Origin of the sequence: Pseudomonas bharatica, from assembly GCF_048586865.1 — a bacterium.
Classification (GTDB): domain Bacteria; phylum Pseudomonadota; class Gammaproteobacteria; order Pseudomonadales; family Pseudomonadaceae; genus Aquipseudomonas; species Aquipseudomonas bharatica.
Map to the genome: position 1 here is coordinate 83,300 of NZ_JBMAWR010000006.1, position 22,632 is coordinate 105,931.

Consider the following 22,632-nt stretch of genomic DNA (forward strand, 5'->3'; position numbering starts at 1 on the left):
CTTGACGCTGCTGCACGGCTTATAACAAGAACCGCTGCGGACATCGTGATGAGTTTGCCTGAGGGGGGCAATCGATGAATCGCAAACCGGATTTGTTCTGGGTACTCGTCTTCGTGTTCGGTCTTGGCGTGGTCACCACCGGTTACGCCCAGAGCTTCTGGGAGCGCAAGGCCGACGCTGCCTACCAGATGCCGGTCGTTCCTGCGCAAGCCCAGGCCCAGGTCCAGCGCTGATTCAGCGCGCCAGGTACCAGCCTTTGTCCGATACCGTTCCCTGTAGCGGAACGTCCCAACTGGCCTGCGCCAGACGCTCCACTTTCTGGCATTCATGTGCCAGCCCCAGCAGCAAGGGTTTTTTCCACGCCTTGCGACGGCCCTGATAGGCCAGGCTGCGGTCATAGAAGCCACCGCCCATTCCCAGGCGCCCGCCCAGTTCATCGAACCCCACCAGCGGCAGCAGGATCAGGTCCAGCGCCCAGACCGGGCGTTGCCGTGCGAGGCTGATAGTCGGTTCGGGAATGCGGAAGCGGTTGGGGCGCAGTTTTTCCCCGTGCTCGAAGCGCTGGAAGGCCATCTTGGTCCGCGGCCAGGCATGCAGCACCGGCAGGTAGGTGCACTTGCCACGGCGCTGGGCCTCGCGCAGCAACAGGCGCGGGTCGATCTCGCTGTCGTTGGGCAGGTACAGGGCGATATGCCGGGCACGGCGGAACAGCGGATGCTGCGCCAGTTGCCGGTACAGGCCGCGAGCGGCGCGGCGTTGTTCGGCCGGCGTCAGGGCACGGCGGGCATTGCGAAGCAGGCGGCGAAGTTGGGGGCGGGTCAGCGACGCGGTGTCGGTCATGGCACGGGCGATCCCTAGGCATGCCTGCGCGGAGGAAGTAAGGTGCGCAGGCAAAGGAAGCAGGCTCCCCGACGAACCGCTGTCGGTGTAGCCCTTGAACCCGAAAGTTCAAGGTGGAGATTGCAGGAGGCGTTAAGGCTTTCCGTCAAGCGGACATGCACACCGGCCCCACGTGCAACCCCCGTGGTTGTGCGTATCGGCTCAGGGACATGACCGACTGGCAAGCACTCCAGGGAGTGGGGCGGAGTATACAGAAAGTTAGTTGCTTTTTGTATCCGAGTCGTCGGCCAGGGCTTGATCCACGCGGTCCAGCAGCTCGCGCACCTGCTCGCGGGTGGCACCGCCGCTCTGGGCGTCGGGACGCTCCTGGTTGTGCAGCAGGTCGTGGGTGATGTTCAACGCGGCCATCACCGCGATGCGGTCGGCGCCGATGACTTTGCCGCTGCTGCGGATCTCGCGCATCTTGCCGTCGAGGTAGCGGGCGGCACTGATCAGGTTGCTGCGCTCTTCCGGCGGACAGATGATCGAATACTCTTTGTCGAGTATCTGCACGGTGACATTGTTCGGTGAACTCATGAGTCTTGCTCCAGGGCCTTGAGCCGCGAAATCATCGATTCGACTTTCTGTCGCGCGATTTCGTTTTTTTCGATGAGGTGGGCGCGCTCCTCGCGCCAGGACTTCTCCTGCACGGATAGGAGTGCGTTTTGCCGTTTTAGTTGCTCGACCCGCTCGATCAGCAGTTCGAGACGGCTCTTCAGCGTTTGCAGCTCGTCTTCTTGCATTGCTCGCCACTCGATTCGTCTGGCCGTGACCGCTTCGTACCCACGTCCGCCACTGGCCGGGTTTACCCGCTTCGATGGTCTTGGCGCGCCTGCCGGTGCTAGGATACAAGGCCTTCATTCTAGTCATTGCGCCGTCTGGCGCCTAGTTGCCATGTCCAATACCCAATCGCCGTACACCGCCTTCGCCAGCCTGCTCAGCAGCAACGGCCACCCCGTTTCCCCCGCCGAGCTGCATGGCCTGCTGCTCGGCCGCAGCTGCGCCGGTGCCGGCTTCGATGCCGACGCCTGGCTGGCCGATGCGGCCCACCTGCTGGAAACCGAACCGGTAGACAACGTTCGCAACGCTTTGATCGGTCTCCAGGAGATGGTCAAGGGCGAACTGACCGGCGAAGACATCACCATCGTCCTGCTCCTGCCCGGCGACGAGCAGCCACTGAGCGAACGTGCAGGCGCCCTTGGCCAGTGGTGCCAGGGCTTCCTTGCCGGTTTCGGCCTGAATGCCGGCGGCAAGGACCTGAGCGACGAAGCCAGGGAAGTGCTGCAGGACCTCACCGCCATTTCGCAAGTCCAGGACGCCCTGGAAGAGTCCGACGACGGCGAAAGCGACTATATGGAAGTAATGGAATACCTGCGTGTCGCGCCGCTGCTGCTCTACACGGAGCTGGCCAAGCCGGTCGCCGCCGCCGCCAAACCTTCCTTGCACTGAGGCCGAACAGGGGTTCCCCGTGGCAGTCACCCATATCCCGAAAGCGGAATACGCCCGGCGCCGCAAGGCGCTGATGGCGCAGATGGAACCCAACAGCATCGCCATCCTGCCGGCGGCCGCGGTTGCCATTCGCAACCGTGACGTCGAATACCTTTACCGCCAGGACAGCGATTTCCAGTACCTCAGCGGCTTCCCCGAGCCGGAAGCGGTGATCGCGCTGATCCCCGGGCGGGAGCACGGCGAATACGTGCTGTTCTGCCGCGAGCGCAATGCCGAGCGGGAGCAGTGGGACGGCCTGCGCGCCGGCCAGGAAGGCGCGATCCGCGACTTCGGTGCCGACGACGCCTTCCCCATCAGCGATATCGACGACATTCTCCCCGGCCTGATCGAAGGCCGCGACCGGGTCTACTCGGCCATGGGCAGCAACGCCGAGTTCGACCGTCGGCTGATGGAGTGGATCAACGTGATCCGTTCCAAGGCACGCATGGGCGCGCAGCCGCCGAACGAATTCGTTGCCCTGGATCATCTGCTGCACGACATGCGCCTGTATAAATCGGCGGCGGAAGTGAAGGTCATGCGCGAGGCCGCAGCGATTTCCGCTCGGGCCCACGTTCGCGCCATGCAAGCCTGCCGCGCCGGCCTGCACGAATACAGCCTCGAAGCCGAGCTGGACTACGAGTTCCGCAAGGGCGGGGCGAAGATGGCGGCCTATGGCTCCATCGTCGCTGCCGGGCGCAACGGTTGCATCCTCCACTACCAGGAAAACGATGCGCCCCTGAAGGACGGCGACCTGGTGCTGATCGATGCCGGTTGCGAGATCGACTGCTACGCCAGCGACATCACCCGCACCTTCCCGGTCAGCGGCGTGTTCTCGGCAGAGCAGAAGGCGATCTACGAGCTGGTGCTCAGGTCGCAGGAAGCGGCCTTTGCCGAAATCGCCCCCGGGAAGCACTGGAACCAGGCCCACGAGGCGACCGTTCGGGTGATTACCGCAGGCCTGGTCGAGCTGGGCCTGCTCAAGGGCGCGGTCGACGAACTGATCGAAACCGAGGCCTACCGGGCCTTCTACATGCACCGCGCCGGACACTGGCTGGGCATGGATGTACATGATGTCGGCGAATACAAGGTCGGCGGCCAGTGGCGCGTGCTCGAACCCGGCATGGCCCTGACGGTCGAACCGGGTATCTACATTGCTGCGGACAACCCGAATGTCGCGAAGAAATGGCGCGGCATCGGTGTCCGAATCGAGGATGACGTAGTGGTAACCAGGACCGGCTGTGAAATCCTGACCTCCGGCGTGCCGAAGACGGTCGCCGAAATCGAAGCCTTGATGGCCGCTGCACGAAGCCAGGTCGCATGAGCAGGTTCAGTCTGGCGATCATCGGCGGTGGCCTGGTCGGTGCCAGCCTCGCCCTGGCCCTGCAGGCCGGTGCCCGGGCCCGTGGCTGGAAGATCCTGCTGATCGAGCCCTTCGCCCCGGGCGACAGTTTCCAGCCCAGCTATGACGCGCGTTCTTCGGCGCTGTCGTTCGGCACCCGGCAGATCTACGAGCGCCTGGGCCTGTGGCAGGGCATCTCCCGGCGTGCCGAGCCGATCCGGCAGATCCAGGTGTCCGATCGCGGGCGCTTTGGCGCGACCCGCCTCGATGCCATCGAAGAAGGCGTGCCGGCGCTGGGCTACGTGGTGGAGAACGCCTGGCTCGGCCAATGCCTGTGGCAGGGCCTCGATAGCGAAGTGGTGAGCTGGCGCTGCCCGGCGGAAGTCACTGCCATGCAGCCCCTCGGCGACGGCTATCGTCTTTCCCTGAATGACGAAACCCAGGTCGATTGTGACCTGGCGGTGCTCGCCGATGGCGGCCGCTCCGGCCTGCGCGAGCAACTGGGAATCCACGTCAACCAGCGCCCGTACCACCAGAGCGCGCTGATCGCCAATATCACTCCGGGCGAAGCCCACTGCGGCCAGGCCTTCGAGCGCTTCACCGATGACGGCCCGATGGCCCTGCTGCCGCTGCCGGAAAACCGTTGCGCGCTGGTCTGGACCCGCGCCGGGATGGACGCCAGGCGCCTGGCCGAACTGGACGAACGCAGCTTCCTCGATGAGCTGCAGGGCGTCTTCGGTTATCGCCTCGGCGCCTTGCGCCAGGTCGGGGCCCGGCACCTGTATCCGCTGGCGCTGATCGAGGCGCAGGAGCAGGTCCGTCCACACCTTGTGGTGCTCGGCAACGCTGCCCACAGCCTGCATCCGATTGCCGGGCAGGGCTTCAACCTGTCGCTGCGCGATGTGCAGTCGCTGGCCGATGGACTGCTCGCCGGCCCGGACACGCCGGGTGATTTCGCTACCCTGAATGCCTACCGCGAGCGCCAGCGCCTGGACCAGGACCTGACCGTCGGCTTTTCCGACAAGGTCACCCGGCTGTTCGGTACTGCCCAGCCATTGGTCGCCACCGGACGCAACCTGGGCCTGCTCGGCCTCGACCTGCTGCCGCCGGCCAAGCGCTGGTTCGCCCGCCAGGCCATGGGCCTGGGCACCCGTCCTGATCTTCAGGGCAAGGCATGACCCTCTCTTTCTATTACCCGGAACAGGCTTGAAGCATGGACATGCGCGCGGATCTGTTGATTGTCGGTGCCGGTATGGTCGGCAGCGCCCTGGCCCTGGCGTTGCAGCACAGCGGCCTGGAAATCCTCCTGATCGATGGCAGTCCGCTGTCGGTGCAGCGCTTCGATGACGAAGCACCTTTCGAGCCGCGGGTCAGCGCCCTGTCGGCCGCCAGCCAGCGCATCCTCGAACGCCTCGGCGCCTGGCAGGGCATCAGCGGGCGGCGCCTGAGCCCGTATTCCGACATGCACGTCTGGGACGGTAGCGGCACCGGGCAGATCCACTTCTCGGCGGCCAGCGTGCATGCCGAGGTGCTCGGGCATATCGTCGAGAACCGGGTGGTCCAGGACGGTCTGCTGGAGCGCCTGCACGACAGCGAAATCGGCCTGCTGCCCAACGCTCGCCTGGAGCGCATGCGCCGCTCCGGTGACGAGTGGCTGCTGACCCTCGCCGATGGCCGCAACCTGCGAGCGCCGCTGGTGATCGCCGCCGATGGTGCCAACTCCGCCGTGCGCCGCCTCACCGGCTGCGAAACCCGTGAATGGGACTATCTGCACCACGCCATCGTTACCAGCGTGCAGTGCGACAAGCCGCACCAGGCCACGGCCTGGCAGCGTTTCACCGATGAAGGGCCGCTGGCCTTCCTGCCGCTGCTGCGCGACGGCCGGCAGGACTGGTGCTCGATCGTCTGGTCGACCACGCCGGAGCAATCCGCGCGCCTGATGGCGCTGCCGGACGGCGAGTTCTGCACCGAGCTGGAAAGGGCCTTCGAAGGCCGGCTGGGCTCGGTGCTGCATGCCGATCCAAGGCTGTGCGTGCCGCTGCGCCAGCGCCACGCCAAGCGCTATGTTGCCGAAGGCCTGGCGTTGATCGGTGATGCCGCCCACACCATCCATCCGCTGGCGGGCCAGGGCGTCAACCTGGGCTTCCTCGATGCTGCGGTGCTCGCCGAGGTGTTGCAGCACGCCCATGAGCGCGGCGAACGCCTGGCCGATGTCCGCGTGCTGGGCCGTTTCGAGCGCAGGCGCATGCCGCACAACCTTGCGCTGATGGCCGCGATGGAAGGTTTCGAGCGCCTGTTCCAGGCTGACCCGCTGCCGCTGCGCTGGCTGCGCAACAGCGGACTGAAATGGGTCGAGCAGATGCCTGAAGCCAAGGCCGTGTTCGTCCGTCAGGCCCTGGGCCTGAGCGGTGACCTGCCGGACCTGGCCAGGGCCTGACGCCTTCGCAACATCTGGTAACTCCTCGGTCTGGCCTTGGGTTTGTGATGGCAAATGACATTAACTACCATTTGCGCCTCATTCCGCTACCGAGGAGCGCAACCGATGTCGCCACGCAAGCATTTACTGGCCGCCCTGACCCTCACCCTGTTCGGCGGGGTTGCCCAGGCGGCGGACGAAGTGGTGGTGTACTCCTCGCGCATCGATGAGCTGATCAAGCCGGTATTCGATGCCTACACCGCCAAGACCGGGGTGAAGATCAAGTTCATCACCGACAAGGAAGCCCCGCTGATGCAGCGGATCAAGGCCGAGGGCGAGAACGGCGTGGCCGACCTGCTGCTCACCGTCGATGCCGGCAACCTCTGGCAGGCCGAGCAGATGGGCATCCTGCAGCCGATCAAGTCCGATGTGATCGATGCCAACATTCCACAGAAGTACCGCGCGTCTTCCCATGAATGGACCGGCCTGAGCCTGCGCGCGCGGACCATCGTCTACTCCACCGAGCGAGTCAAGCCGGGCGAACTGACCACCTACGAAGCGCTGGCTGACAAGCAATGGGAAGGCCGCCTGTGCCTGCGCACGGCGAAGAAGGTCTACAACCAGTCGCTGACCGCCACCATGATCGAGACCCATGGTGAGGCCAGGACCGAAGAGCTGGTCAAGGGCTGGGTCAACAACCTGTCCACCGACGTGTTCTCCGACGACAACGCGGTGATCAACGCCATTGCCGCCGGCCAGTGCGACGTGGGCATCGTCAACACCTACTACTACGGCCGCCTGCACCAGGCCGACCCGAAACTGCCGGTCAAGCTGTTCTGGCCCAACCAGGGGGACCGTGGCGTGCACGTCAACCTGTCCGGCATCGGCCTGACCAAGCATGCGCCGCACCCGGAAGCGGCAAAGAAGCTGGTGGAGTGGATGACTGGCGAGGAAGCGCAGAAGATGTTCGCCGGCATCAACCAGGAATTCCCGGCCAACCCGAAAGTCGCTCCGTCCGAGGAAGTGGCGGCCTGGGGCAGCTTCAAGGCCGATGACCTGCCGGTGGAAGTGGCGGGCAAGCGCCAGGCCGAGGCGATTCGCTTGATGGACCGGGCTGGCTGGAACTGAGGCTCAGCCTTTATCCTTTGAAAGAACGACGCGGACCCTGTGGGAGCGGCGGTTCGGCGCTCCGATTCACCCGCGATGACGGTGGTGGGTTCACCATCGCAATCGCGGGTAAACCCGCTCCCACAGGGTCCGCGCTGTTTTACCTATCTTTACCCGCCTGACACTCAGAGACTACCCCTTGTCCCGCCCCGACCAACGCCGCTGGTACCCTCTGGTCTTCGCCATCGCTGCGCTGGTGATGCTGCCCCTGAGCGTGCTCGTGTTGTCGTGGCAGAGCATCGACCTGCAGATCTGGTCGCACCTGCTCGATACCCAGATGAGCCGCCTGCTGGGCAATACCCTGACCCTGGTGGTGGGCGTCGGCATTGGCGTCACCGTGCTGGGCGTCAGCCTCGCCTGGCTCACCAGCCTCTGCGAGTTTCCAGGACGGCGCTGGCTGGACTGGGCACTGATGCTGCCCTTCGCCATTCCCGCCTATGTGCTGGCGTTCGTCTTCGTCGGCCTGCTGGACTTCTCCGGACCGGTACAGACCCTGCTGCGCGAGTGGTTCGGGCCGATGCGTTTGCCGCGGGTGCGTTCCACCGGCGGGGTGATCGTCGTGCTGGTGCTGGTGTTCTATCCCTACGTCTACCTGCTCGCGCGCAATGCCTTCCTGGCCCAGGGCAAGGGCCTGATGGAGGCCGCACGGGTGCTGGGGCAATCGCCGTTGCAGGCGTTCTGGCGCGTTGGCCTGCCGATGGCGCGCCCGGCGATCCTGGCTGGCCTTGCCCTGGCGCTGATGGAAACCCTGGCGGATTTCGGTGCCGTTTCGGTGTTCAATTTCGACACCTTCACCACCGCCATCTACAAGACCTGGTATGGCTTCTTCAGCCTATCCAGCGCGGCACAACTGGCCAGCCTGCTGCTGCTCGCGGTGATGCTGGTGCTTTACGGCGAACGGCGTGCCCGTGGCGCCGTGCGCAGCAGCAACGAACGACCGCGGGGCAAGGCGCTGTATCACCTGCGCGGTATCAAGGCCGCTGCCGCCAGCGCCTGGTGCCTGCTGGTGTTCGCCTGCGCCTTCGTCGTGCCGATGCTGCAACTGCTGGCCTGGTTCTGGCAGCGTGGCCGCTTCGACCTCGATGAGCGCTATACCGCGTTGATCCTGCACACCCTCTACCTGGGTGCGGCGGCGGCGCTGATCACCGTGTGCATTGCCCTGGTCCTGGCCTTCGCCCGCCGTCAGTCCTCGGCCCCGGCGATCCGTGCCGGGGTCAGCCTGGCCAACCTGGGTTATGCATTGCCCGGCTCGGTGCTGGCGGTGGCGATCATGCTGGCATTCAGTTACCTCGACCGCGAGCTGGTGATCCCGCTGTCCGGCTGGCTCGGCGGGGCGGGCAAGCCCTTGTTGCTGGGCAGTCTCTCGGCCTTGTTGCTGGCCTACCTGGTGCGCTTCATCGCCGTGGCCTACGGGCCGCTGGAAAACAGCCTGGGCCGCATCCGTCCCTCGCTGCCGGAAGCAGCACGCAGCCTGGGTGTCAGTGGGCCGGTATTGTTTTTCAAGGTGTATCTCCCCTTGCTGGTGCCAGGCGCCCTCAGCGCAGCCTTGCTGGTCTTCGTCGATGTGCTCAAGGAAATGCCGGCGACCCTGCTGATGCGTCCGTTCGGCTGGGACACCCTGGCGGTGCGGGTATTCGAAATGACCAGCGAAGGCGAGTGGGCGCGGGCCTCGCTGCCGGCCCTGACCCTGGTGCTGGTCGGCCTGCTGCCGGTCATCGGCCTGATACGGCGTTCCGCGCGTCATCCGGGTCAGAGTCACTGACGGATGTCACCCGGCTTCCTTGCGGATACAATGCGCGGCATTCGCTGCGGCCGGTCCACGACCGGGTAGCCGGAACGCTGCCCTCAGCCGTAGCTTCGCCACGCCCGGAAGGAGAAACCCATGGGACAGCGTACGCCTCTGTATGACCTGCACCTGGCGCTTGGCGCCAAGATGGTCGATTTTGGCGGTTGGGACATGCCCCTGCATTACGGCTCGCAGGTCGAGGAACACCATCAGGTGCGCCGCGATTGCGGGGTTTTCGACGTGTCGCACATGACCGTCATCGATATCGCTGGCCTTGATGCCAGCGTCTGGCTGCGGCACCTGCTGGCCAATGACGTGGCCCGCCTCGATGTGCCCGGCAAGGCCCTCTATAGCCCCCTGCTCAATGACGAAGGCGGGGTGATCGACGACCTGATCGTCTATCGCCTCGAGGATGGCTACCGGCTGGTGGTCAACGCCGCCACCCGCGACAAGGACCTGGCCTGGCTCGAATCCCGCCGCAGCGGTTTCGAAGTGCAGTTCCGCGAGCGTCCGGAGCTGGCGATCCTGGCCATCCAGGGCCCGCAGGCGCGGGAAAAGGTCGCCGAACTGCTCAGCGCCTCCCGCGCTGCCCTGATCCGCGATCTCAAGCCCTTCGAAGCCCATTTCGAAGGCGACTGGTTCATCGCCCGCACCGGCTATACCGGTGAGGACGGCCTGGAAATCATCCTCCCTGCACTGCAGGCACCGGCCTTCTTCAACGACCTGGTCGGCGCCGGCATCGCTCCGAGTGGCCTTGGCGCCCGCGATACCCTGCGTCTCGAGGCCGGCATGAACCTGTACGGCAACGACATGGACGAAGGGCATTCGCCCTTGACCTCGAACCTGGCCTGGAGCATCGCCTGGGAGCCTGCCGAGCGCGATTTCATCGGGCGCGCGGCGCTGGATGCCGAAAAGGCACAAGGCGTTTCCCAGAAACTTGTCGGACTGGTCCTTGAGGAGCGTGGTGTACTACGCGCCCACCAGGTCGTGCGAGTCGCGGAAATTGGCGAAGGAGAGATCACCAGTGGTAGTTTCTCGCCTACGCTGAGCAAGGCAATCGCTCTGGCACGCCTGCCGATGGCCACTGCGGACCGCGCTGAAGTGGAAATCCGTGGCAAGTGGTATCCGGTGAGGGTGGTCAAGCCGACCTTCGTTCGCCATGGCCGAATCCTGATCTAAATTAATTCCGGCGGGCCGTCCGCTGACCCCCTGTTGAGGAACAACACAATGAGCAAAATCCCTGCCGACCTGCGTTACGCCGAAAGCCACGAGTGGGCCCGCCTGGAAGCCGATGGCACCGTGACTGTCGGTATCAGTGACCATGCCCAGGAAGCCCTGGGTGACGTGGTCTTCGTCGAACTGCCTGAAGTCGGCAGCGTCTTCGCTCAAGGCGATGCGTCCGGCGTGGTCGAGTCGGTCAAGGCGGCCTCGGATATCTACTCGCCGGTCGGCGGCGAAGTCATCGCCGTCAACGATGAAGTGCGCGATAGCCCGGAGCTGGTCAACGAAGAAGTCTACGAATCCTGGTTCTTCAAGCTGAAGCCGTCGAACAAGTCCGAACTGGACAAGCTGATGAGCGCCGCGGAATACGCCAAGTCCATTGGCGAGTAAGCCCGCCGCAGTTTTTCCCGCACGATCGGCAATCCCTTCCTAGACTCTAATGGCCCCGAGACCTATCGGGGCTTGGTCAAGGCTTCTCGTACAGAGCCTAGGAAGAGAGAGCTGCCATGTCCCTGTTGCCATCCCTTAGCCAACTGCACGACCCTAATCCGTTCCTGCGCCGCCATCTCGGCCCCGATGCCGCCGAGCAGCAAGCCATGCTCGAAGTGCTTGGCGTCGCCAGCCGTACCGAGCTGATCGAGCAGACCGTGCCGCCCGGCATCCGCTTCAACCGCCCGCTGGACCTGCCGCCCGCCCTGGATGAACAGGCCGCGCTCGAGCGCCTGCGCGGGTATGCCGAGCAGAATCAGCGCTGGACCAGCCTGATCGGCATGGGCTACCACGCGACCCGCACGCCGACGGTGATTCTGCGCAACGTCCTGGAAAACCCGGGCTGGTACACCGCCTACACGCCTTACCAGCCGGAAATCGCCCAGGGCCGCCTGGAAGCGCTGCTGAACTATCAGCAGATGGTCATCGACCTCACCGGCCTCGACCTGGCCAATGCCTCGCTGCTGGATGAGGCCACCGCCGCCGGCGAGGCCATGGCCCTGGCCAGGCGGGTGACGAAATCCCGCAGCAACCGTTTCTTCGCCGACGAGCACTGCCATCCACAGACCCTCTCGGTGCTGCAGACCCGTGCCGAGGGCTTCGGTTTCGAGCTGGTGATCGACTCGCTGGCCAACCTCGACCAGCATGAGGTGTTCGGCGCCTTGCTGCAGTACCCCGACACCCATGGCGCTGTGCATGACCTGCGTCCCGCCATCCAGCACCTGCATAGCCAGCAGGCCATCGCCTGCGTGGCTGCCGACCTGCTCAGCCTCGTACTGTTGACCCCGCCAGGCGAGCAGGGCGCCGACGTGGTGCTCGGCTCTTCCCAGCGCTTCGGCGTGCCCATGGGTTATGGCGGGCCGCATGCGGCGTATTTCGCCTGTCGCGACGAGTTCAAGCGGGCCATGCCCGGGCGCATCATCGGTGTGTCCAAGGATGCCCGCGGCAACCTGGCATTGCGCATGGCCCTGCAGACCCGCGAGCAGCATATCCGTCGCGAGAAAGCCAACTCGAACATCTGCACCGCCCAGGTGCTGCTGGCCAACATCGCCGGGTTCTATGCCGTCTATCACGGACCCGACGGGCTGCGCCGGATTGCCCAGCGGGTCCACCGGCTGACCACCATCCTTGCGGCCGGGCTGGAGCGTAACGGCGTCAAACGCCTCAACCAGCACTTCTTCGACACCCTGACCCTGGAGGTCGGTGGCAGCCAGACCGCGATCATCCAGAGTGCCGAGGCGGCGCGGATCAACCTGCGTATCCTCGGGCGCGGTCAACTGGGCGTGGCGCTCGACGAAACCTGCGATGAAAGCACGGTGCTGCGCCTGTTCGACCTGTTCCTCGGTGTCGATCACGGCCTGGACGTCGCCGGGCTGGACGGCGAAGACCTGCCTGCCGGTATCCCGGATGAACTGTTGCGTCGCTCGGATTACCTGACCCACCCGGTGTTCAACCTGCACCACAGCGAAACCGAGATGCTGCGCTACCTCAAGCAACTGGAAAACAAGGATCTGGCACTGAACCAGTCGATGATCCCGCTGGGCTCCTGCACCATGAAGCTCAATGCCAGCAGCGAAATGATCCCCATCACCTGGCCCGGTTTTGCCGAGTTGCATCCCTTCGCGCCGGTGGAACAGGCGACCGGCTACAAGGCCATGATCGACGAACTGGAAGGCTGGCTCTGCGCGATCACCGGTTTCGATGCCATCTGCATGCAGCCCAACTCCGGCGCCCAGGGCGAGTACGCCGGGTTGCTGGCGATCAGCAAGTACCACCGCAGCCGCCAGCAAGGGCAGCGCGACATCTGCCTGATCCCGGCCTCGGCCCATGGCACCAACCCGGCTTCGGCGCAGATGGCCGGCATGCAGGTGGTGATCGTGGCCTGCGATAGCGCCGGCAACGTGGATCTGGACGACCTCAAGCTCAAGGCCAAGGAGGCGGGTGAGCGGCTGTCCTGCCTGATGGCCACCTACCCCTCGACCCATGGCGTCTACGAAGAGGGTATCAGCGAGATCTGCGAGGTTATCCACAGGCATGGCGGCCAGGTCTACATGGACGGCGCCAACCTCAATGCGCAGGTGGGGCTGGCGCGGCCGGCGGATATCGGCGCCGATGTTTCGCACATGAACCTGCACAAGACCTTCTGCATTCCCCACGGCGGTGGCGGCCCGGGCATGGGCCCGATCGGCGTGCGCGCACACCTGGCGCCCTTTGTGGCGAGCCACCCGGTGATTCCGCTGCCGGGGCCGGATCCGCAGAACACCGCTGTCAGCGCCGCACCTTGGGGCAGCGCGAGCATCCTGCCGATCAGCTGGATGTACATCGCCATGATGGGGCCGCAACTGGCGGATGCCAGCGAGGTGGCGATCCTTTCTGCCAACTACCTGGCCGAGCGCCTGGGCGGGGCGTTCCCGGTGCTCTATCGCGGGCGCAACGAGCGGGTCGCGCATGAATGCATCCTCGATCTGCGCCCGCTCAAGGCGCAGACCGGCATCAGCGAGGAGGATGTGGCCAAGCGCCTGATGGACTATGGCTTCCACGCGCCGACCATGTCGTTCCCGGTGCCGGGCACCTTGATGGTCGAGCCTACCGAAAGCGAGCCAAAGGCGGAGCTGGATCGCTTCGTCGAGGCTATGTTGAGCATCCGCGCGGAGATCGCCGAGGTGCAGAACGGTCACTGGCCAGCGGAGGACAACCCGCTCAAGCGTGCGCCGCATACCTTGGCCGATGTGCTGGGCACATGGAACAGGCCCTACAGCCTTGAGCAGGCCGTGGCGCCGAGCGCTCACGCCCGGGCACACAAGTACTGGCCGGCGGTGAACCGGGTGGACAATGTGTATGGGGACCGGAACCTGTTCTGTGCCTGTGTGCCGGTGGAGGATTACCGCTAGAGGTAAGGGCACCACGGCCCCTGTGGGAGCGGGTTCACCCGCGATTGCGGTAGTGAATTCACCATCGCAATCGCGGCGGTTCGGCGGCCCGATGAACCCGCTCCCACAGGGGCCGTGGCGCTTTTAAATTGATATCAGGTCGATCTCCTCCTGGGTCGTGACCCCGGCCGCAACCTTCCTCATTCCATTCTCCCGCAGCCCGTCCATCGCTTCGCTGCGGGCCAGCGTCCTCAATGCGTGGATATCGCATTCAGGCCCGATCAACCCGCCCAGCCGTTCGTTCAGTTCCAGCACCTCAAACACGCCGGTACGCCCGCGATAGCCGGTCTGCCGGCATTCCCGGCAGCCCACCGCACCCTGCGCTGTGCTGCACGCCGGACACAAGGTCCGCACCAGTCGCTGCGCCAGCACGCCCACCAGCGTCGCCTTGATCAAATAATGGGCAACACCCAACTCCAGCAATCGTCCGATCGCCGAGCAGGCATCGTTGGTATGCAGGCTCGACAGCACCAGATGCCCGGTCAACGCGGCCTGGATCGCGACTTGCGCCGTCTCCAGGTCGCGAATCTCGCCCACCATGATGATGTCCGGATCCTGTCGCAACAACGCGCGCACGCCATTGGCGAAATCCAGGCCAATGCCCGGCTGCACCTGGGTCTGGTTGAACGCCGGCTCGATCATTTCTATCGGGTCCTCCAGGGTGCAGACGTTGACCTCCGGCGTAGCCAGTTGCTTGAGCGCGTTGTAGAGGGTGCTGGTCTTGCCCGAGCCGGTCGGTCCGGTGACCAGGATGATGCCGTTTGGCCTGTGCAGCATGCGTTGCCAGCGATCCAGCTCGGGGCCGTCGAAGCCCAGCGCGCGGTTGTCCAGGCGCAGCAGTTGCGGGTCGAAGATACGCATGACCAGCTTTTCGCCAAAGGTGGTGGGCAGGGTCGAAAGGCGCAGTTCGACCTCGTCGCCGGCCGGGCTGCGGGTCTTGATCCGGCCATCCTGAGGGCGGCGTTTTTCCGCGACGTTCATCCGCCCGAGGTTTTTCAGGCGGCTGGTGATGGCCAGGGTCACCGTCGGCGGGAAGGGATAGGCATCGTGCAGTACGCCGTCGATGCGCAGGCGCAGCCGGCCTTGGTCACGGCGCGGTTCCAGATGGATATCGCTGGCGCGTTGCTCGAAGGCGTATTGCAGCAACCAGTCGACGATGCTGACGATATGCGCGTCATCGGCCTCCGGCTCGCCGTCGCCCAGTTCCAGCAATTGCTCCAGGTTGCCGCTGACCGGGGGCGCAGCCTCCAGTTGGCTGGCGCCGCTGACCGAGCGGGCAAGGCGGAAGAAATCCTGGCTGATCTGGCGAATCCGCAGCGGGCTGGCTACCACCCGCACCACCCGGCGCTTGAGTGCCCGGGCCAGGTCCGCCTCCCATGAGCAGACCCACGGCTCGGCGCTGGCCACGGTAACGCTGTCGACACTCTGTGCCACTGCCAGGATCCCATGGCGGCGGGCGAAGGCCGCAGACATCAGGCCGGTCATGCCGGGCAGGTCGATGCCCAGCGGATCGAGGCGCAGGAAGGGTTGCCCGGCCTGTTGCGCCAGCCACTGGCACAGGCTGTCCAGGTCGAGGCTGTGGCCCGGACGGTGCAGGTCGTCCAGACGCTCGCGGGCGATGCTTTCGAGCGGGTGTTCACCCGGGGTTTCGTGGCTGAAACGCTGGCGGGATTCGCTGCTGATCCGGCGCTGGGCAACCAGGCTGTCCAGCAAGGGGAAAAGCTCCAGGCGGCGATCCATTGGCGACGTCCTTGTGCAATGGAGAAATTGCCAAGCCTAGTCCTCGCCGGAGGCTCTGCCGTTTCAGAAGCGTTGCTGGATCTTTCCACGGCTTTCGCTGTTGAGCAGCGCGGTGCGCAGTACGACTTCGCACACACAGATCAGGTTGCGCATCTTCTCTGCGATCAACTGGGCACGGTGCCAGCTCAGGCCATCGATGGCGATGTCCACCCGCAGCAGATCGGCCTGCTGCTGCATCTGCACGCCATGGGGCAACAGGCATTGCAAGGCGAACAGGTTAAGGATTCGGCAAAGGCTGTCGGACTCCGGCTCGACCTGCAATTCATAGTGGTAGCGCACCTTGTTGTTTTCGCCGCCGATGTCGTCGGCATCTTGCTTCCGGGGTAAGGCGAAGTGGTCAGGGCGTTCGAGAGCGGTCATGGGAATTCTCCGATAGCGGTGAAGGAATCTTTGCACGGCGAAGCGGAGATTATTTGCCTATCATGAGGCGCAATGACTTTTTTACGAATTGTTCAATCTGTTTTCAGGTGATAACGAGGAAAAATAATGCCCAGCGATCTGGACGCGTACGACCGCCGCATTCTGGCCGTCCTGCAGGACGATGCCTCGCTATCCAGCGCGCAGGTGGCGGAGAAGGTGGGGCTGTCGCAATCGCCGTGCTGGAGAAGGATCCAGCGGCTGAAGGAGGAAGGGGTGATCCGTGCCCAGGTGACCCTGCTGGATCGCAAGAAGATCGGCCTCAACACGCAGATCTTCGCCGAGGTGAAGCTCAACGCGCACGGCCGCTCCAACTTCGCCGAGTTCACCGAAGCGATCCGCGGTTTTCCGGAAGTGCTGGAGTGTTATGTGCTGATGGGCGCTGTGGATTTTCTGCTGCGCATCGTCACCCCCGACATCGAGGCGTACGAGCGGTTTTTCTTCGAGAAACTGTCGATGGTCCCGGGGATCCAGGAGGTCAACTCGACCGTTGCGCTGTCGGAGATCAAGTCCACCACCAGCCTGCCGGTCATCCGTTGAGCGTCCTCGCGGGCGGGCACAGCTGCCCGCCCGCGAGGAATCGGCTTACTTGCGCACCAGGTGCTTCCAGCCACGGCTCTGGGCCACGGCGAACGCCTGCTGGACACGGGCGTCGAGGATTTCGTCGCTGATTGGCTGGTTGGCCAGTTGTTGCAACTTGCTCAGCTCGCCGTACAGACGGTCCAGCTCCGGCGCTTCCAGCAATACGTCGCGCGCGTAGTGCAGCCAGGCCAGCAGGCGCTCGATGCGGGGCAACTGCTCGGCCAGGTCTTCCGGCTGCTGCTGGTACAGCGGCAGTTGCAGGGCCTTGGCCTCGTCACCCAGTTCTACGGCCAGCCAGTTGGCCAGCGCGGCGGCACCCTGGCGCTCGCCGCGCTTGTTGCGCTCGGCGGTCCAGCCGCGGGCGATCAGCCAGCGCGAAGTGTCCAGGGAGAACTGGCCCCAGCGCGTGTCGAGCAGCTCATCGGCGAACTGCTCGGGGGCGGCACGGCGCACGTCTTCGTCGTCGTTGCCGGCCAGCACCAGGGTGCGCCAGTCTTCCAGCAGGGCGTCGAGGCGGCTGCGCAGTTCACGGGTGGTTGCACGCGGTGCGGCCTGGCCGAGGCTGCTGGCCAGGGCGCGGAGCTCACCTAGGCACTGCACCCAGTCCTGCAGCAGGCGCCAGTGGCCGGTGTGCTGGTATTGCTCGGCGAGGCGCTGGCTGCTGGCGAGCAGGTGCCAGGCGAGGGCAGAGAAGGCGTCGTCCAGCGACATTTCCGGATCCAGCTCGGGCGCCGGCAGGTTGACCTGGTAGCTGGACGGATCGAGCAGACGGTAGCCGCGCTCGGCCTTGCTGATATCGCAAGGGAACAGCGGCAGGCTCGCGGCCAGTTCGGCGGCCAGCTCCAGCAGGGCTTCCGGCTCGCCTTCACGCAGTTCCAGTTCCAGTTCGCAGATTTCTTCCCTCTGCTTGCCGGCGCTGACGGTGCCGAGGTCGAGGGCGGCTTCGATGACCACCTTGGACTTGCCGCGGCCCCAGGCGATATCGGCGAACTCGCGCACGAAATCGGTGGTGAACAGCGGCTTGATGGTTTTCTTGTCCAGCCCGGCCAGGGACTCGGGCCAGCAGGTATCGTCGAGTTTCTTCAGGTCCAGCTTGGCCTTGGGCAGCTCCCATTGGAACTCGTTGCGCTCGGACAGGCCGGCGACGCTGTTGCCGCGGGTCTTCAGGGTCTGGATCACCACATCGCCATCGCGGCGCAGGCGCAGGGCGACCCTGGCGGCGGACAAATCGCGCTCCGGGGTGTCGAAGTACTGGTTGAGCAGTTCGCGCTGCTGCCAGCCGGACTTGTTGCGCTTTTTCAGCAGCGGATGTTCGCGCAGCGCGGCGAGGGTTTCGCGGCTGATGCGCAGTTTGATTTCGGTTTCTTTATTCATTGCCGGGTAACCAGGCTGGAAGGGCGGGTACGTCTTGGCCGTGCAGTGTACAGGACTCGACAGCCCACGGTTTATTCATGCAGCCCGATGGCCCTATGATGGGGGCCGTTTCCAGGAGAACGCGCATGCCGTTGCCATCGCTCAAGGACCAGTTCGCCGCGTTGATCGCCGCGCCTTCGGTCAGTTGTACCCAGCCCGACCTTGACCAGTCCAACCGTGCGGTGATCGACCAGCTCGCCACCTGGCTCGGCGACCTGGGTTTCTCCTGCGAGATCCAGCAAGTCACCCCGGGCAAGTTCAACCTGCTCGCCAGCTTCGGCAGCGGCCCTGGCGGTCTGGTCCTGGCCGGGCACAGCGACACCGTGCCGTACGACCCGCAGTTGTGGAAAACCGATCCGCTCAAGCTCAGCGAGGACGGCGACCGCTGGATCGGCCTGGGCGTGTGCGACATGAAGGGTTTCTTCCCGTTGATCATCGAGGCGGTGCGGCCGTTGCTGGACCAGCCGTTCAGGCAGCCGCTGCTGATCCTGGCCACCTGTGACGAGGAAAGTTCCATGTCCGGTGCCCGCGCCCTGGCCGAGGCCGGGCGGCCGCTGGGCCGTGCCGCGGTGATCGGCGAGCCGACCGGGCTGAAGCCGATCCGCCTGCACAAGGGCGTGATGATGGAGCGCATCGATATCCTTGGGCGCAGCGGTCACTCATCGGACCCGTCCCTCGGCCACAGCGCGATGGAGGCCATGCACCAGGTGATGGGGGCGTTGATGGACCTGCGCCGGCAATGGCAGCGCGAGTACAACAACGCCCAGTTCAGCGTGCCGCAGCCGACCATGAACTTCGGCTGCATCCATGGCGGCGACAACCCCAATCGGATCTGCGGCCAGTGCGCCCTGGAGTTCGACCTGCGCCCGCTGCCGGGCATGGACCCGCAGGTGCTGCGCGCGGCGATTCGCGGCAAGCTGGCGCCGCTGGCCGAGCAGCACCAGGTGAAGATCGACTATGCGCCGCTGTTCCCCGAAGTGCCGCCCTTCGAGCAGAGCGCCGATGCCGAACTGGTGCAACTGGCCGAACGTCTTACCGGCCATGTTGCCGAAGCGGTAGCCTTTGGCACCGAAGCGCCTTATCTTCAGCGCCTGGGCTGCGAGACCCTGGTTCTTGGCCCTGGTGATATCGCCTGTGCCCACCAGCCCGGCGAGTACCTTGAACTGTCACGCCTGGAGCCTACAGTGCGTCTGTTGCGTGGACTGATCGAACATTACTGTCTCAGCCCGGCCATCGCCCGCTGAGCCCGGCCATTCTTTCCAGAGGAGAACGCGTGTGACGTCTTGCCTGCTGCGACGATAACCCTCGAGCGCTGTGTGCCGTTCCGTCCTTGTTTCACTTTCTACAGGCTCAGGTCATGCCCGAATACGTCAACTGGCTGCGTCACGCTTCTCCCTACATCAATGCCCACCGGGACTGCACCTTCGTGGTCATGCTCCCGGGAGACGGGGTCGAACACCCCAACTTCGGCAATATCGTCCACGATCTGGTGCTGCTGCACAGCCTCGGGGTTCGCCTCGTGCTGGTGCATGGCTCCCGCCCGCAAATCGAAAGCCGCCTGGCTGCTCGCGGCTTGAGCGCGCACTACCACCACGGCCTGCGCATCACCGATGCCGCCACGCTGGAATGCGTGATCGATGCGGTCGGGCAGTTGCGTATCGCCATCGAGGCTCGCCTGTCGATGGACATGGCCGCTTCGCCAATGCAGGGCGCGCGCCTGCGCGTTGCCTCGGGCAACCTGGTGACGGCGCGGCCTATCGGCGTGGTCGAGGGTGTCGACTATCACCATACGGGCGAAGTACGCCGGGTCGACCGCAAGGGCATTGGCCGGCTGCTGGACGAGCGTTCCATTGTCCTGCTGTCGCCGCTGGGCTATTCGCCGACCGGCGAGATCTTCAACCTCGCCTGCGAAGACGTCGCTACCCGGGCGGCCATCGAGCTGGGTGCCGACAAGCTGCTGCTGTTCGGCGCCGAGCCTGGGCTGCTGGATGCTTCCGGCAAGCTGGTGAAGGAGATTCGTCCGCAACAGGTGGCGCCGCACCTTGAGCGTCTTGGCAATGATTACCAGGCCGAGCTGCTGGACGCGGCGGCCGAGGCCTGCCGGGGTGGAGTGGCGCGCAGTCATATCGTCAGCTATGTGGAGAACGGCGCGCTGCTCAACGAGCTGTTCACCCGTGGCGGTGGCGGTACGCTGGTCGCCCAGGAGCAGTTCGAGGTGGTGCGCGAAGCGGCGATCGAGGATGTCGGTGGCCTGCTGGAGCTGATCAGCCCGCTGGAAGAGCAGGGCATTCTGGTGCGACGCTCGCGCGAGGTGCTGGAACGCGAGATCGAGCAGTTCAGCGTGGTGGAGCGCGAAAGCAACATCATTGCCTGTGCGGCGCTGTACCCGATCGCCGATTCCGATGCGGGCGAGCTGGCATGCCTGGCGGTCAATCCGGAGTATCGCCATGGCGGGCGCGGCGATGACCTGCTGGAGCGGATCGAGGAACGGGCGCGGGCGCTGGGGTTGAAGACGCTGTTCGTCCTGACGACCCGGACGGCGCACTGGTTCAGGGAGCGCGGATTCGTGCCGAGCGGGGTTGAAAGGCTGCCGGCGGCGCGGGCTTCGCTGTACAACTACCAGCGGAACTCGAAGATCTTCGAAAAAGCCCTCTAGAAAAGCACCGCGGCCCCTATGGGAGCGGCGGTTCGGCGCTCCGAGTTACCCGCGATTGCTATGGTGAATTCACCACAGTAATCGCGGGTAAACCCGCTCCCACAGGGGCCGCGGTGTTCTTGATTACACGGTATGCAGATACCAGTTGTACTCAAGGTCCGAGATCGAGTGCTCGAACTCCTCCAGTTCACTCTCCTTGCACGCGACGAAGATGTCGATGTACTTCGGATCGATGTACTTGTTGAGGATCTCGCTGTCGTCCAGCTCGCGCAGGGCGTCGCGCAGGTTGTTTGGCAGGCTTTGCTCCACCTGTTCGTAGGCGTTGCCTTCCACCGGGCTGCTTGGCTCGACCTGGTTGGTCAGGCCGTGATGCACGCCCGCCAGCACGGCGGCCATCAGCAGGTACGGGTTGGCGTCGGCGCCGGCCACGCGGTGCTCGATGCGTACCGCATCGGCGGTGCCGGTCGGCACGCGCAGGGCCACGGTGCGGTTGTCCAGGCCCCAGCTTGGCGCATTCGGCACATAGAACTGCGCACCGAAACGGCGGTACGAGTTGACGTTCGGGCAGAGGAACGCCATCGACGCGGGCAGGGTCTCGAGCACACCGCCGATCGCGTGACGCAGCGCGGCGTTCTGCTCGGGATCCTCGCTGGTAAAGATGTTCTTGCCATCCTTGTCCAGCACCGAGATATGGACATGCAGACCATTACCCGCCTGGCCTGGATACGGCTTGGCCATGAAGGTGGTGTCCATTTCATGGTCGTAGGCGATGTTCTTGATCAGGCGTTTGAGCAGCACCGCGTAGTCACAGGCCCGCAGCGGGTCGGCGACATGGTGCAGGTTGACCTCGAACTGCGCCGGGGCGCTTTCCTTGACGATGGCGTCGGCGGGAATGCCTTGTTCCTTCGCACCTTCGAGGATGTCCTGGAGGCAGTCGACGTATTCGTCGAGGTCGTCGATCAGGTAGACCTGGGTCGATTGCGGACGTTTGCCGGAGATCGGCGAGCGCGGCGGCTGCGGGCGCCCGTTCACGTTCTCCTGGTCGATCAGGTAGAACTCCAGCTCGAACGCGGCGCAGATGGTCAGGCCCAGTTCGTCGAACTTGCTCACCACCTGGCGCAGGACTTCCCGCGGGTCGGCGAAGAAGGGCTCGCCTTCGAGTTCGTGCATGGTCATGAGCAGTTGCGCGGTCGGGCGCTTCTGCCAGGGTTCGTTGGACAGGGTGCCCGGGATTGGATAGCAGATCCGGTCGGCGTCGCCGATGTCCAGGCCGAGGCCGGTGCTCTCGACCGTGGAGCCGTTGATATCCAATGCGAAGAGGGAGGCCGGCAGGTTGATGCCTTTCTCGTAAACCTTGTGGAGGCTGGTGCGCTCGATGCGCTTGCCACGCACCACACCATTCATATCTGCAATCAGAAGGTCAACGTAGAGAACCTCAGGATGTTCCTTAAGGAACGCGTTCGCTTCGTTAAGCTGAACGGCACGCGGGGGTACCGACATGATGCAACACCTTTGTTGTTAAAAATATCAATCAATCTGGGCTTGCGACCCCAGTCAATCGGAAAGCCGAAGTGAAGTCAAGCAAGGCCCATGATGCCCTAAAAGGGCGCCATTGCGGCATTTTTGCTGCAATTGAGGGCAGCGACAAGGCCTGCTTTCGTCGCCCGAGCGTTCAAACAACAGAGCCGTATTTTATTTTTTACGGGGGTGTTGTGTAAAAAAATGAACAAGGCTAAGCTCGGTCGCAACCCATAACATCAATAATACCGGGGGTTACATGTTACGCCTGTCGATCATAGGCGACAGCGGCTGTCCAGCGTGGGCAGGCCTGTACGCCATTTCCGCAAGCAGCGAGCGCGCCATGCGAGCAGCGCCGGTGCCGGCCAAAATAGTTGACGGCCAAGGCGTCGCATTCCCCAAAGATTCACCCTCTCGTACTGCCATTCATGACTATAGTCGGCTCCCCCGCATCCCGATGGATGCCGGAGACGCATTCTCCCTGCGCGCCTTTTGCTTTGGGCCCGCGGGGCATCCAGAATGCTGGAAACG

At 64.5% G+C, this 22,632-nt stretch carries 20 protein-coding genes and 1 other RNA gene; 13 read left to right on the forward strand and 8 right to left on the reverse strand.

Going from position 1 to position 22,632, the window contains the following annotated elements; genetic code table 11:
* The first annotated feature begins 74 nt into the window (after positions 1-74).
* Positions 75-233 carry a hypothetical protein gene (locus ACKLLE_RS09680; RefSeq protein ID WP_009395635.1) on the forward strand — a complete coding sequence of 53 codons (159 nt, stop codon included), beginning with the start codon at positions 75-77 and terminating at the stop codon, positions 231-233.
* 1 nt (position 234) lies between these two features.
* Here the strand turns inward: ACKLLE_RS09680 and ACKLLE_RS09685 are convergent, their stop codons facing one another.
* From ACKLLE_RS09685 to ACKLLE_RS09700, 4 genes are all read right to left on the reverse strand, one after another.
* Entirely contained in the window at positions 235-840 is a 606-nt protein-coding gene (locus tag ACKLLE_RS09685) for a 5-formyltetrahydrofolate cyclo-ligase (RefSeq protein ID WP_009395633.1), read from the reverse strand.
* A 61-nt stretch (positions 841-901) separates the two neighbouring features.
* Positions 902-1,079: non-coding RNA, 6S RNA (gene ssrS / locus ACKLLE_RS09690), on the reverse strand.
* A 19-nt stretch (positions 1,080-1,098) separates the two neighbouring features.
* Positions 1,099-1,416: a cell division protein ZapA gene (locus ACKLLE_RS09695; RefSeq protein WP_009395631.1), complete on the reverse strand. Its 318-nt coding sequence runs from the start codon at positions 1,414-1,416 to the stop codon at positions 1,099-1,101.
* On the reverse strand, positions 1,413-1,622 hold the full coding sequence (locus tag ACKLLE_RS09700; RefSeq protein WP_009395629.1) for a TIGR02449 family protein: 210 nt from the start codon (positions 1,620-1,622) through the stop codon (positions 1,413-1,415). The genes ACKLLE_RS09695 and ACKLLE_RS09700 overlap by 4 nt, the downstream gene beginning before the upstream one ends.
* Positions 1,623-1,773: 151 nt before the next feature.
* Here ACKLLE_RS09700 and ACKLLE_RS09705 point away from each other — a divergent pair, with 151 nt between their 5' ends.
* The 9 genes from ACKLLE_RS09705 to gcvP all read left to right on the forward strand — a co-directional run bounded on the left by ACKLLE_RS09705 (position 1,774) and on the right by gcvP (position 13,676).
* Positions 1,774-2,328, forward strand: a complete 555-nt coding sequence (locus ACKLLE_RS09705) for a YecA/YgfB family protein (protein WP_279898751.1) — start codon at positions 1,774-1,776, stop codon at positions 2,326-2,328.
* 19 nt (positions 2,329-2,347) lie between these two features.
* A complete protein-coding gene (pepP, locus tag ACKLLE_RS09710; RefSeq protein WP_009395625.1) occupies positions 2,348-3,688 on the forward strand; it encodes a Xaa-Pro aminopeptidase in 1,341 nt (446 codons plus the stop codon).
* Positions 3,685-4,884 carry a 2-octaprenyl-6-methoxyphenyl hydroxylase gene (gene ubiH, locus ACKLLE_RS09715; RefSeq protein ID WP_064301112.1) on the forward strand — a complete coding sequence of 400 codons (1,200 nt, stop codon included), beginning with the start codon at positions 3,685-3,687 and terminating at the stop codon, positions 4,882-4,884. The genes pepP and ubiH overlap by 4 nt, the downstream gene beginning before the upstream one ends.
* 41 nt (positions 4,885-4,925) lie before the next feature.
* Positions 4,926-6,143 (forward strand): 2-octaprenyl-3-methyl-6-methoxy-1,4-benzoquinol hydroxylase, encoded by a 1,218-nt coding sequence (locus ACKLLE_RS09720; RefSeq protein ID WP_167654015.1) that lies wholly within the window; start codon positions 4,926-4,928, stop codon positions 6,141-6,143.
* A 105-nt stretch (positions 6,144-6,248) separates the two neighbouring features.
* The gene (locus tag ACKLLE_RS09725) at positions 6,249-7,250 is read left to right on the forward strand and encodes an extracellular solute-binding protein (RefSeq protein ID WP_420057773.1); all 1,002 of its coding nucleotides are present in this window, start codon (positions 6,249-6,251) and stop codon (positions 7,248-7,250) included.
* Between the two features lie 238 nt (positions 7,251-7,488).
* Positions 7,489-9,051 carry an ABC transporter permease gene (locus tag ACKLLE_RS09730; RefSeq protein WP_420057869.1) on the forward strand — a complete coding sequence of 521 codons (1,563 nt, stop codon included), beginning with the start codon at positions 7,489-7,491 and terminating at the stop codon, positions 9,049-9,051.
* 120 nt (positions 9,052-9,171) lie between these two features.
* Positions 9,172-10,254 (forward strand): glycine cleavage system aminomethyltransferase GcvT, encoded by a 1,083-nt coding sequence (gene gcvT / locus ACKLLE_RS09735; RefSeq protein ID WP_420057774.1) that lies wholly within the window; start codon positions 9,172-9,174, stop codon positions 10,252-10,254.
* Positions 10,255-10,302: 48 nt separating this feature from the next.
* On the forward strand, positions 10,303-10,686 hold the full coding sequence (gene gcvH, locus ACKLLE_RS09740; RefSeq protein WP_420057775.1) for a glycine cleavage system protein GcvH: 384 nt from the start codon (positions 10,303-10,305) through the stop codon (positions 10,684-10,686).
* Positions 10,687-10,802: 116 nt separating this feature from the next.
* Positions 10,803-13,676: an aminomethyl-transferring glycine dehydrogenase gene (gcvP, locus tag ACKLLE_RS09745; RefSeq protein WP_420057776.1), complete on the forward strand. Its 2,874-nt coding sequence runs from the start codon at positions 10,803-10,805 to the stop codon at positions 13,674-13,676.
* 123 nt (positions 13,677-13,799) lie between these two features.
* On the opposite strand, the gene ACKLLE_RS09750 is transcribed toward gcvP, so the two are convergent.
* Together ACKLLE_RS09750 and ACKLLE_RS09755 are read right to left on the reverse strand one after the other, a co-directional pair.
* Positions 13,800-15,455 carry a GspE/PulE family protein gene (locus ACKLLE_RS09750; protein WP_420057777.1) on the reverse strand — a complete coding sequence of 552 codons (1,656 nt, stop codon included), beginning with the start codon at positions 15,453-15,455 and terminating at the stop codon, positions 13,800-13,802.
* A gap of 63 nt (positions 15,456-15,518) precedes the next feature.
* The gene (locus ACKLLE_RS09755; RefSeq protein ID WP_420057778.1) at positions 15,519-15,875 is read right to left on the reverse strand and encodes a hypothetical protein; all 357 of its coding nucleotides are present in this window, start codon (positions 15,873-15,875) and stop codon (positions 15,519-15,521) included.
* 126 nt (positions 15,876-16,001) lie between these two features.
* Here ACKLLE_RS09755 and ACKLLE_RS09760 point away from each other — a divergent pair, with 126 nt between their 5' ends.
* Positions 16,002-16,472 (forward strand): Lrp/AsnC family transcriptional regulator, encoded by a 471-nt coding sequence (locus tag ACKLLE_RS09760; RefSeq protein WP_009395606.1) that lies wholly within the window; start codon positions 16,002-16,004, stop codon positions 16,470-16,472.
* Positions 16,473-16,517: 45 nt separating this feature from the next.
* Here ACKLLE_RS09760 and ACKLLE_RS09765 read toward each other — a convergent pair whose 3' ends face one another.
* Positions 16,518-17,888: a CYTH domain-containing protein gene (locus ACKLLE_RS09765; RefSeq protein ID WP_420057780.1), complete on the reverse strand. Its 1,371-nt coding sequence runs from the start codon at positions 17,886-17,888 to the stop codon at positions 16,518-16,520.
* Positions 17,889-18,013: 125 nt separating this feature from the next.
* Here ACKLLE_RS09765 and argE point away from each other — a divergent pair, with 125 nt between their 5' ends.
* A complete protein-coding gene (gene argE, locus ACKLLE_RS09770; RefSeq protein ID WP_420057781.1) occupies positions 18,014-19,171 on the forward strand; it encodes an acetylornithine deacetylase in 1,158 nt (385 codons plus the stop codon).
* Between the two features lie 113 nt (positions 19,172-19,284).
* Complete coding sequence (gene argA / locus ACKLLE_RS09775; protein ID WP_064301123.1) at positions 19,285-20,583, forward strand: amino-acid N-acetyltransferase; 1,299 nt, start codon at positions 19,285-19,287, stop codon at positions 20,581-20,583.
* A gap of 123 nt (positions 20,584-20,706) precedes the next feature.
* Here the strand turns inward: argA and ACKLLE_RS09780 are convergent, their stop codons facing one another.
* Positions 20,707-22,083: a glutamine synthetase family protein gene (locus ACKLLE_RS09780; protein WP_064301124.1), complete on the reverse strand. Its 1,377-nt coding sequence runs from the start codon at positions 22,081-22,083 to the stop codon at positions 20,707-20,709.
* Positions 22,084-22,632 lie beyond the last annotated feature (549 nt).

Bases quoted from the DNA above. Each gene is read 5' to 3' on its own strand.
- ACKLLE_RS09760 (WP_009395606.1), top strand. From the start codon at position 16,002: ATGCCCAGCGATCTGGACGCGTACGACCGCCGCATTCTGGCCGTCCTG.
- ACKLLE_RS09720 (WP_167654015.1), top strand. From the start codon at position 4,926: ATGCGCGCGGATCTGTTGATTGTCGGTGCCGGTATGGTCGGCAGCGCC.
- ACKLLE_RS09700 (WP_009395629.1), bottom strand. From the start codon at position 1,622: ATGCAAGAAGACGAGCTGCAAACGCTGAAGAGCCGTCTCGAACTGCTG.
- ACKLLE_RS09755 (WP_420057778.1), bottom strand. From the start codon at position 15,875: ATGACCGCTCTCGAACGCCCTGACCACTTCGCCTTACCCCGGAAGCAA.
- ACKLLE_RS09750 (WP_420057777.1), bottom strand. From the start codon at position 15,455: ATGGATCGCCGCCTGGAGCTTTTCCCCTTGCTGGACAGCCTGGTTGCC.
- ACKLLE_RS09765 (WP_420057780.1), bottom strand. From the start codon at position 17,888: ATGAATAAAGAAACCGAAATCAAACTGCGCATCAGCCGCGAAACCCTC.
- ACKLLE_RS09705 (WP_279898751.1), top strand. From the start codon at position 1,774: ATGTCCAATACCCAATCGCCGTACACCGCCTTCGCCAGCCTGCTCAGC.
- argE (WP_420057781.1), top strand. From the start codon at position 18,014: ATGCCGTTGCCATCGCTCAAGGACCAGTTCGCCGCGTTGATCGCCGCG.
- ACKLLE_RS09685 (WP_009395633.1), bottom strand. From the start codon at position 840: ATGACCGACACCGCGTCGCTGACCCGCCCCCAACTTCGCCGCCTGCTT.
- gcvH (WP_420057775.1), top strand. From the start codon at position 10,303: ATGAGCAAAATCCCTGCCGACCTGCGTTACGCCGAAAGCCACGAGTGG.
- argA (WP_064301123.1), top strand. From the start codon at position 19,285: ATGCCCGAATACGTCAACTGGCTGCGTCACGCTTCTCCCTACATCAAT.
- ubiH (WP_064301112.1), top strand. From the start codon at position 3,685: ATGAGCAGGTTCAGTCTGGCGATCATCGGCGGTGGCCTGGTCGGTGCC.
- ACKLLE_RS09730 (WP_420057869.1), top strand. From the start codon at position 7,489: ATGCTGCCCCTGAGCGTGCTCGTGTTGTCGTGGCAGAGCATCGACCTG.
- ACKLLE_RS09725 (WP_420057773.1), top strand. From the start codon at position 6,249: ATGTCGCCACGCAAGCATTTACTGGCCGCCCTGACCCTCACCCTGTTC.
- ACKLLE_RS09680 (WP_009395635.1), top strand. From the start codon at position 75: ATGAATCGCAAACCGGATTTGTTCTGGGTACTCGTCTTCGTGTTCGGT.
- ACKLLE_RS09695 (WP_009395631.1), bottom strand. From the start codon at position 1,416: ATGAGTTCACCGAACAATGTCACCGTGCAGATACTCGACAAAGAGTAT.
- gcvT (WP_420057774.1), top strand. From the start codon at position 9,172: ATGGGACAGCGTACGCCTCTGTATGACCTGCACCTGGCGCTTGGCGCC.
- gcvP (WP_420057776.1), top strand. From the start codon at position 10,803: ATGTCCCTGTTGCCATCCCTTAGCCAACTGCACGACCCTAATCCGTTC.
- ACKLLE_RS09780 (WP_064301124.1), bottom strand. From the start codon at position 22,083: ATGTCGGTACCCCCGCGTGCCGTTCAGCTTAACGAAGCGAACGCGTTC.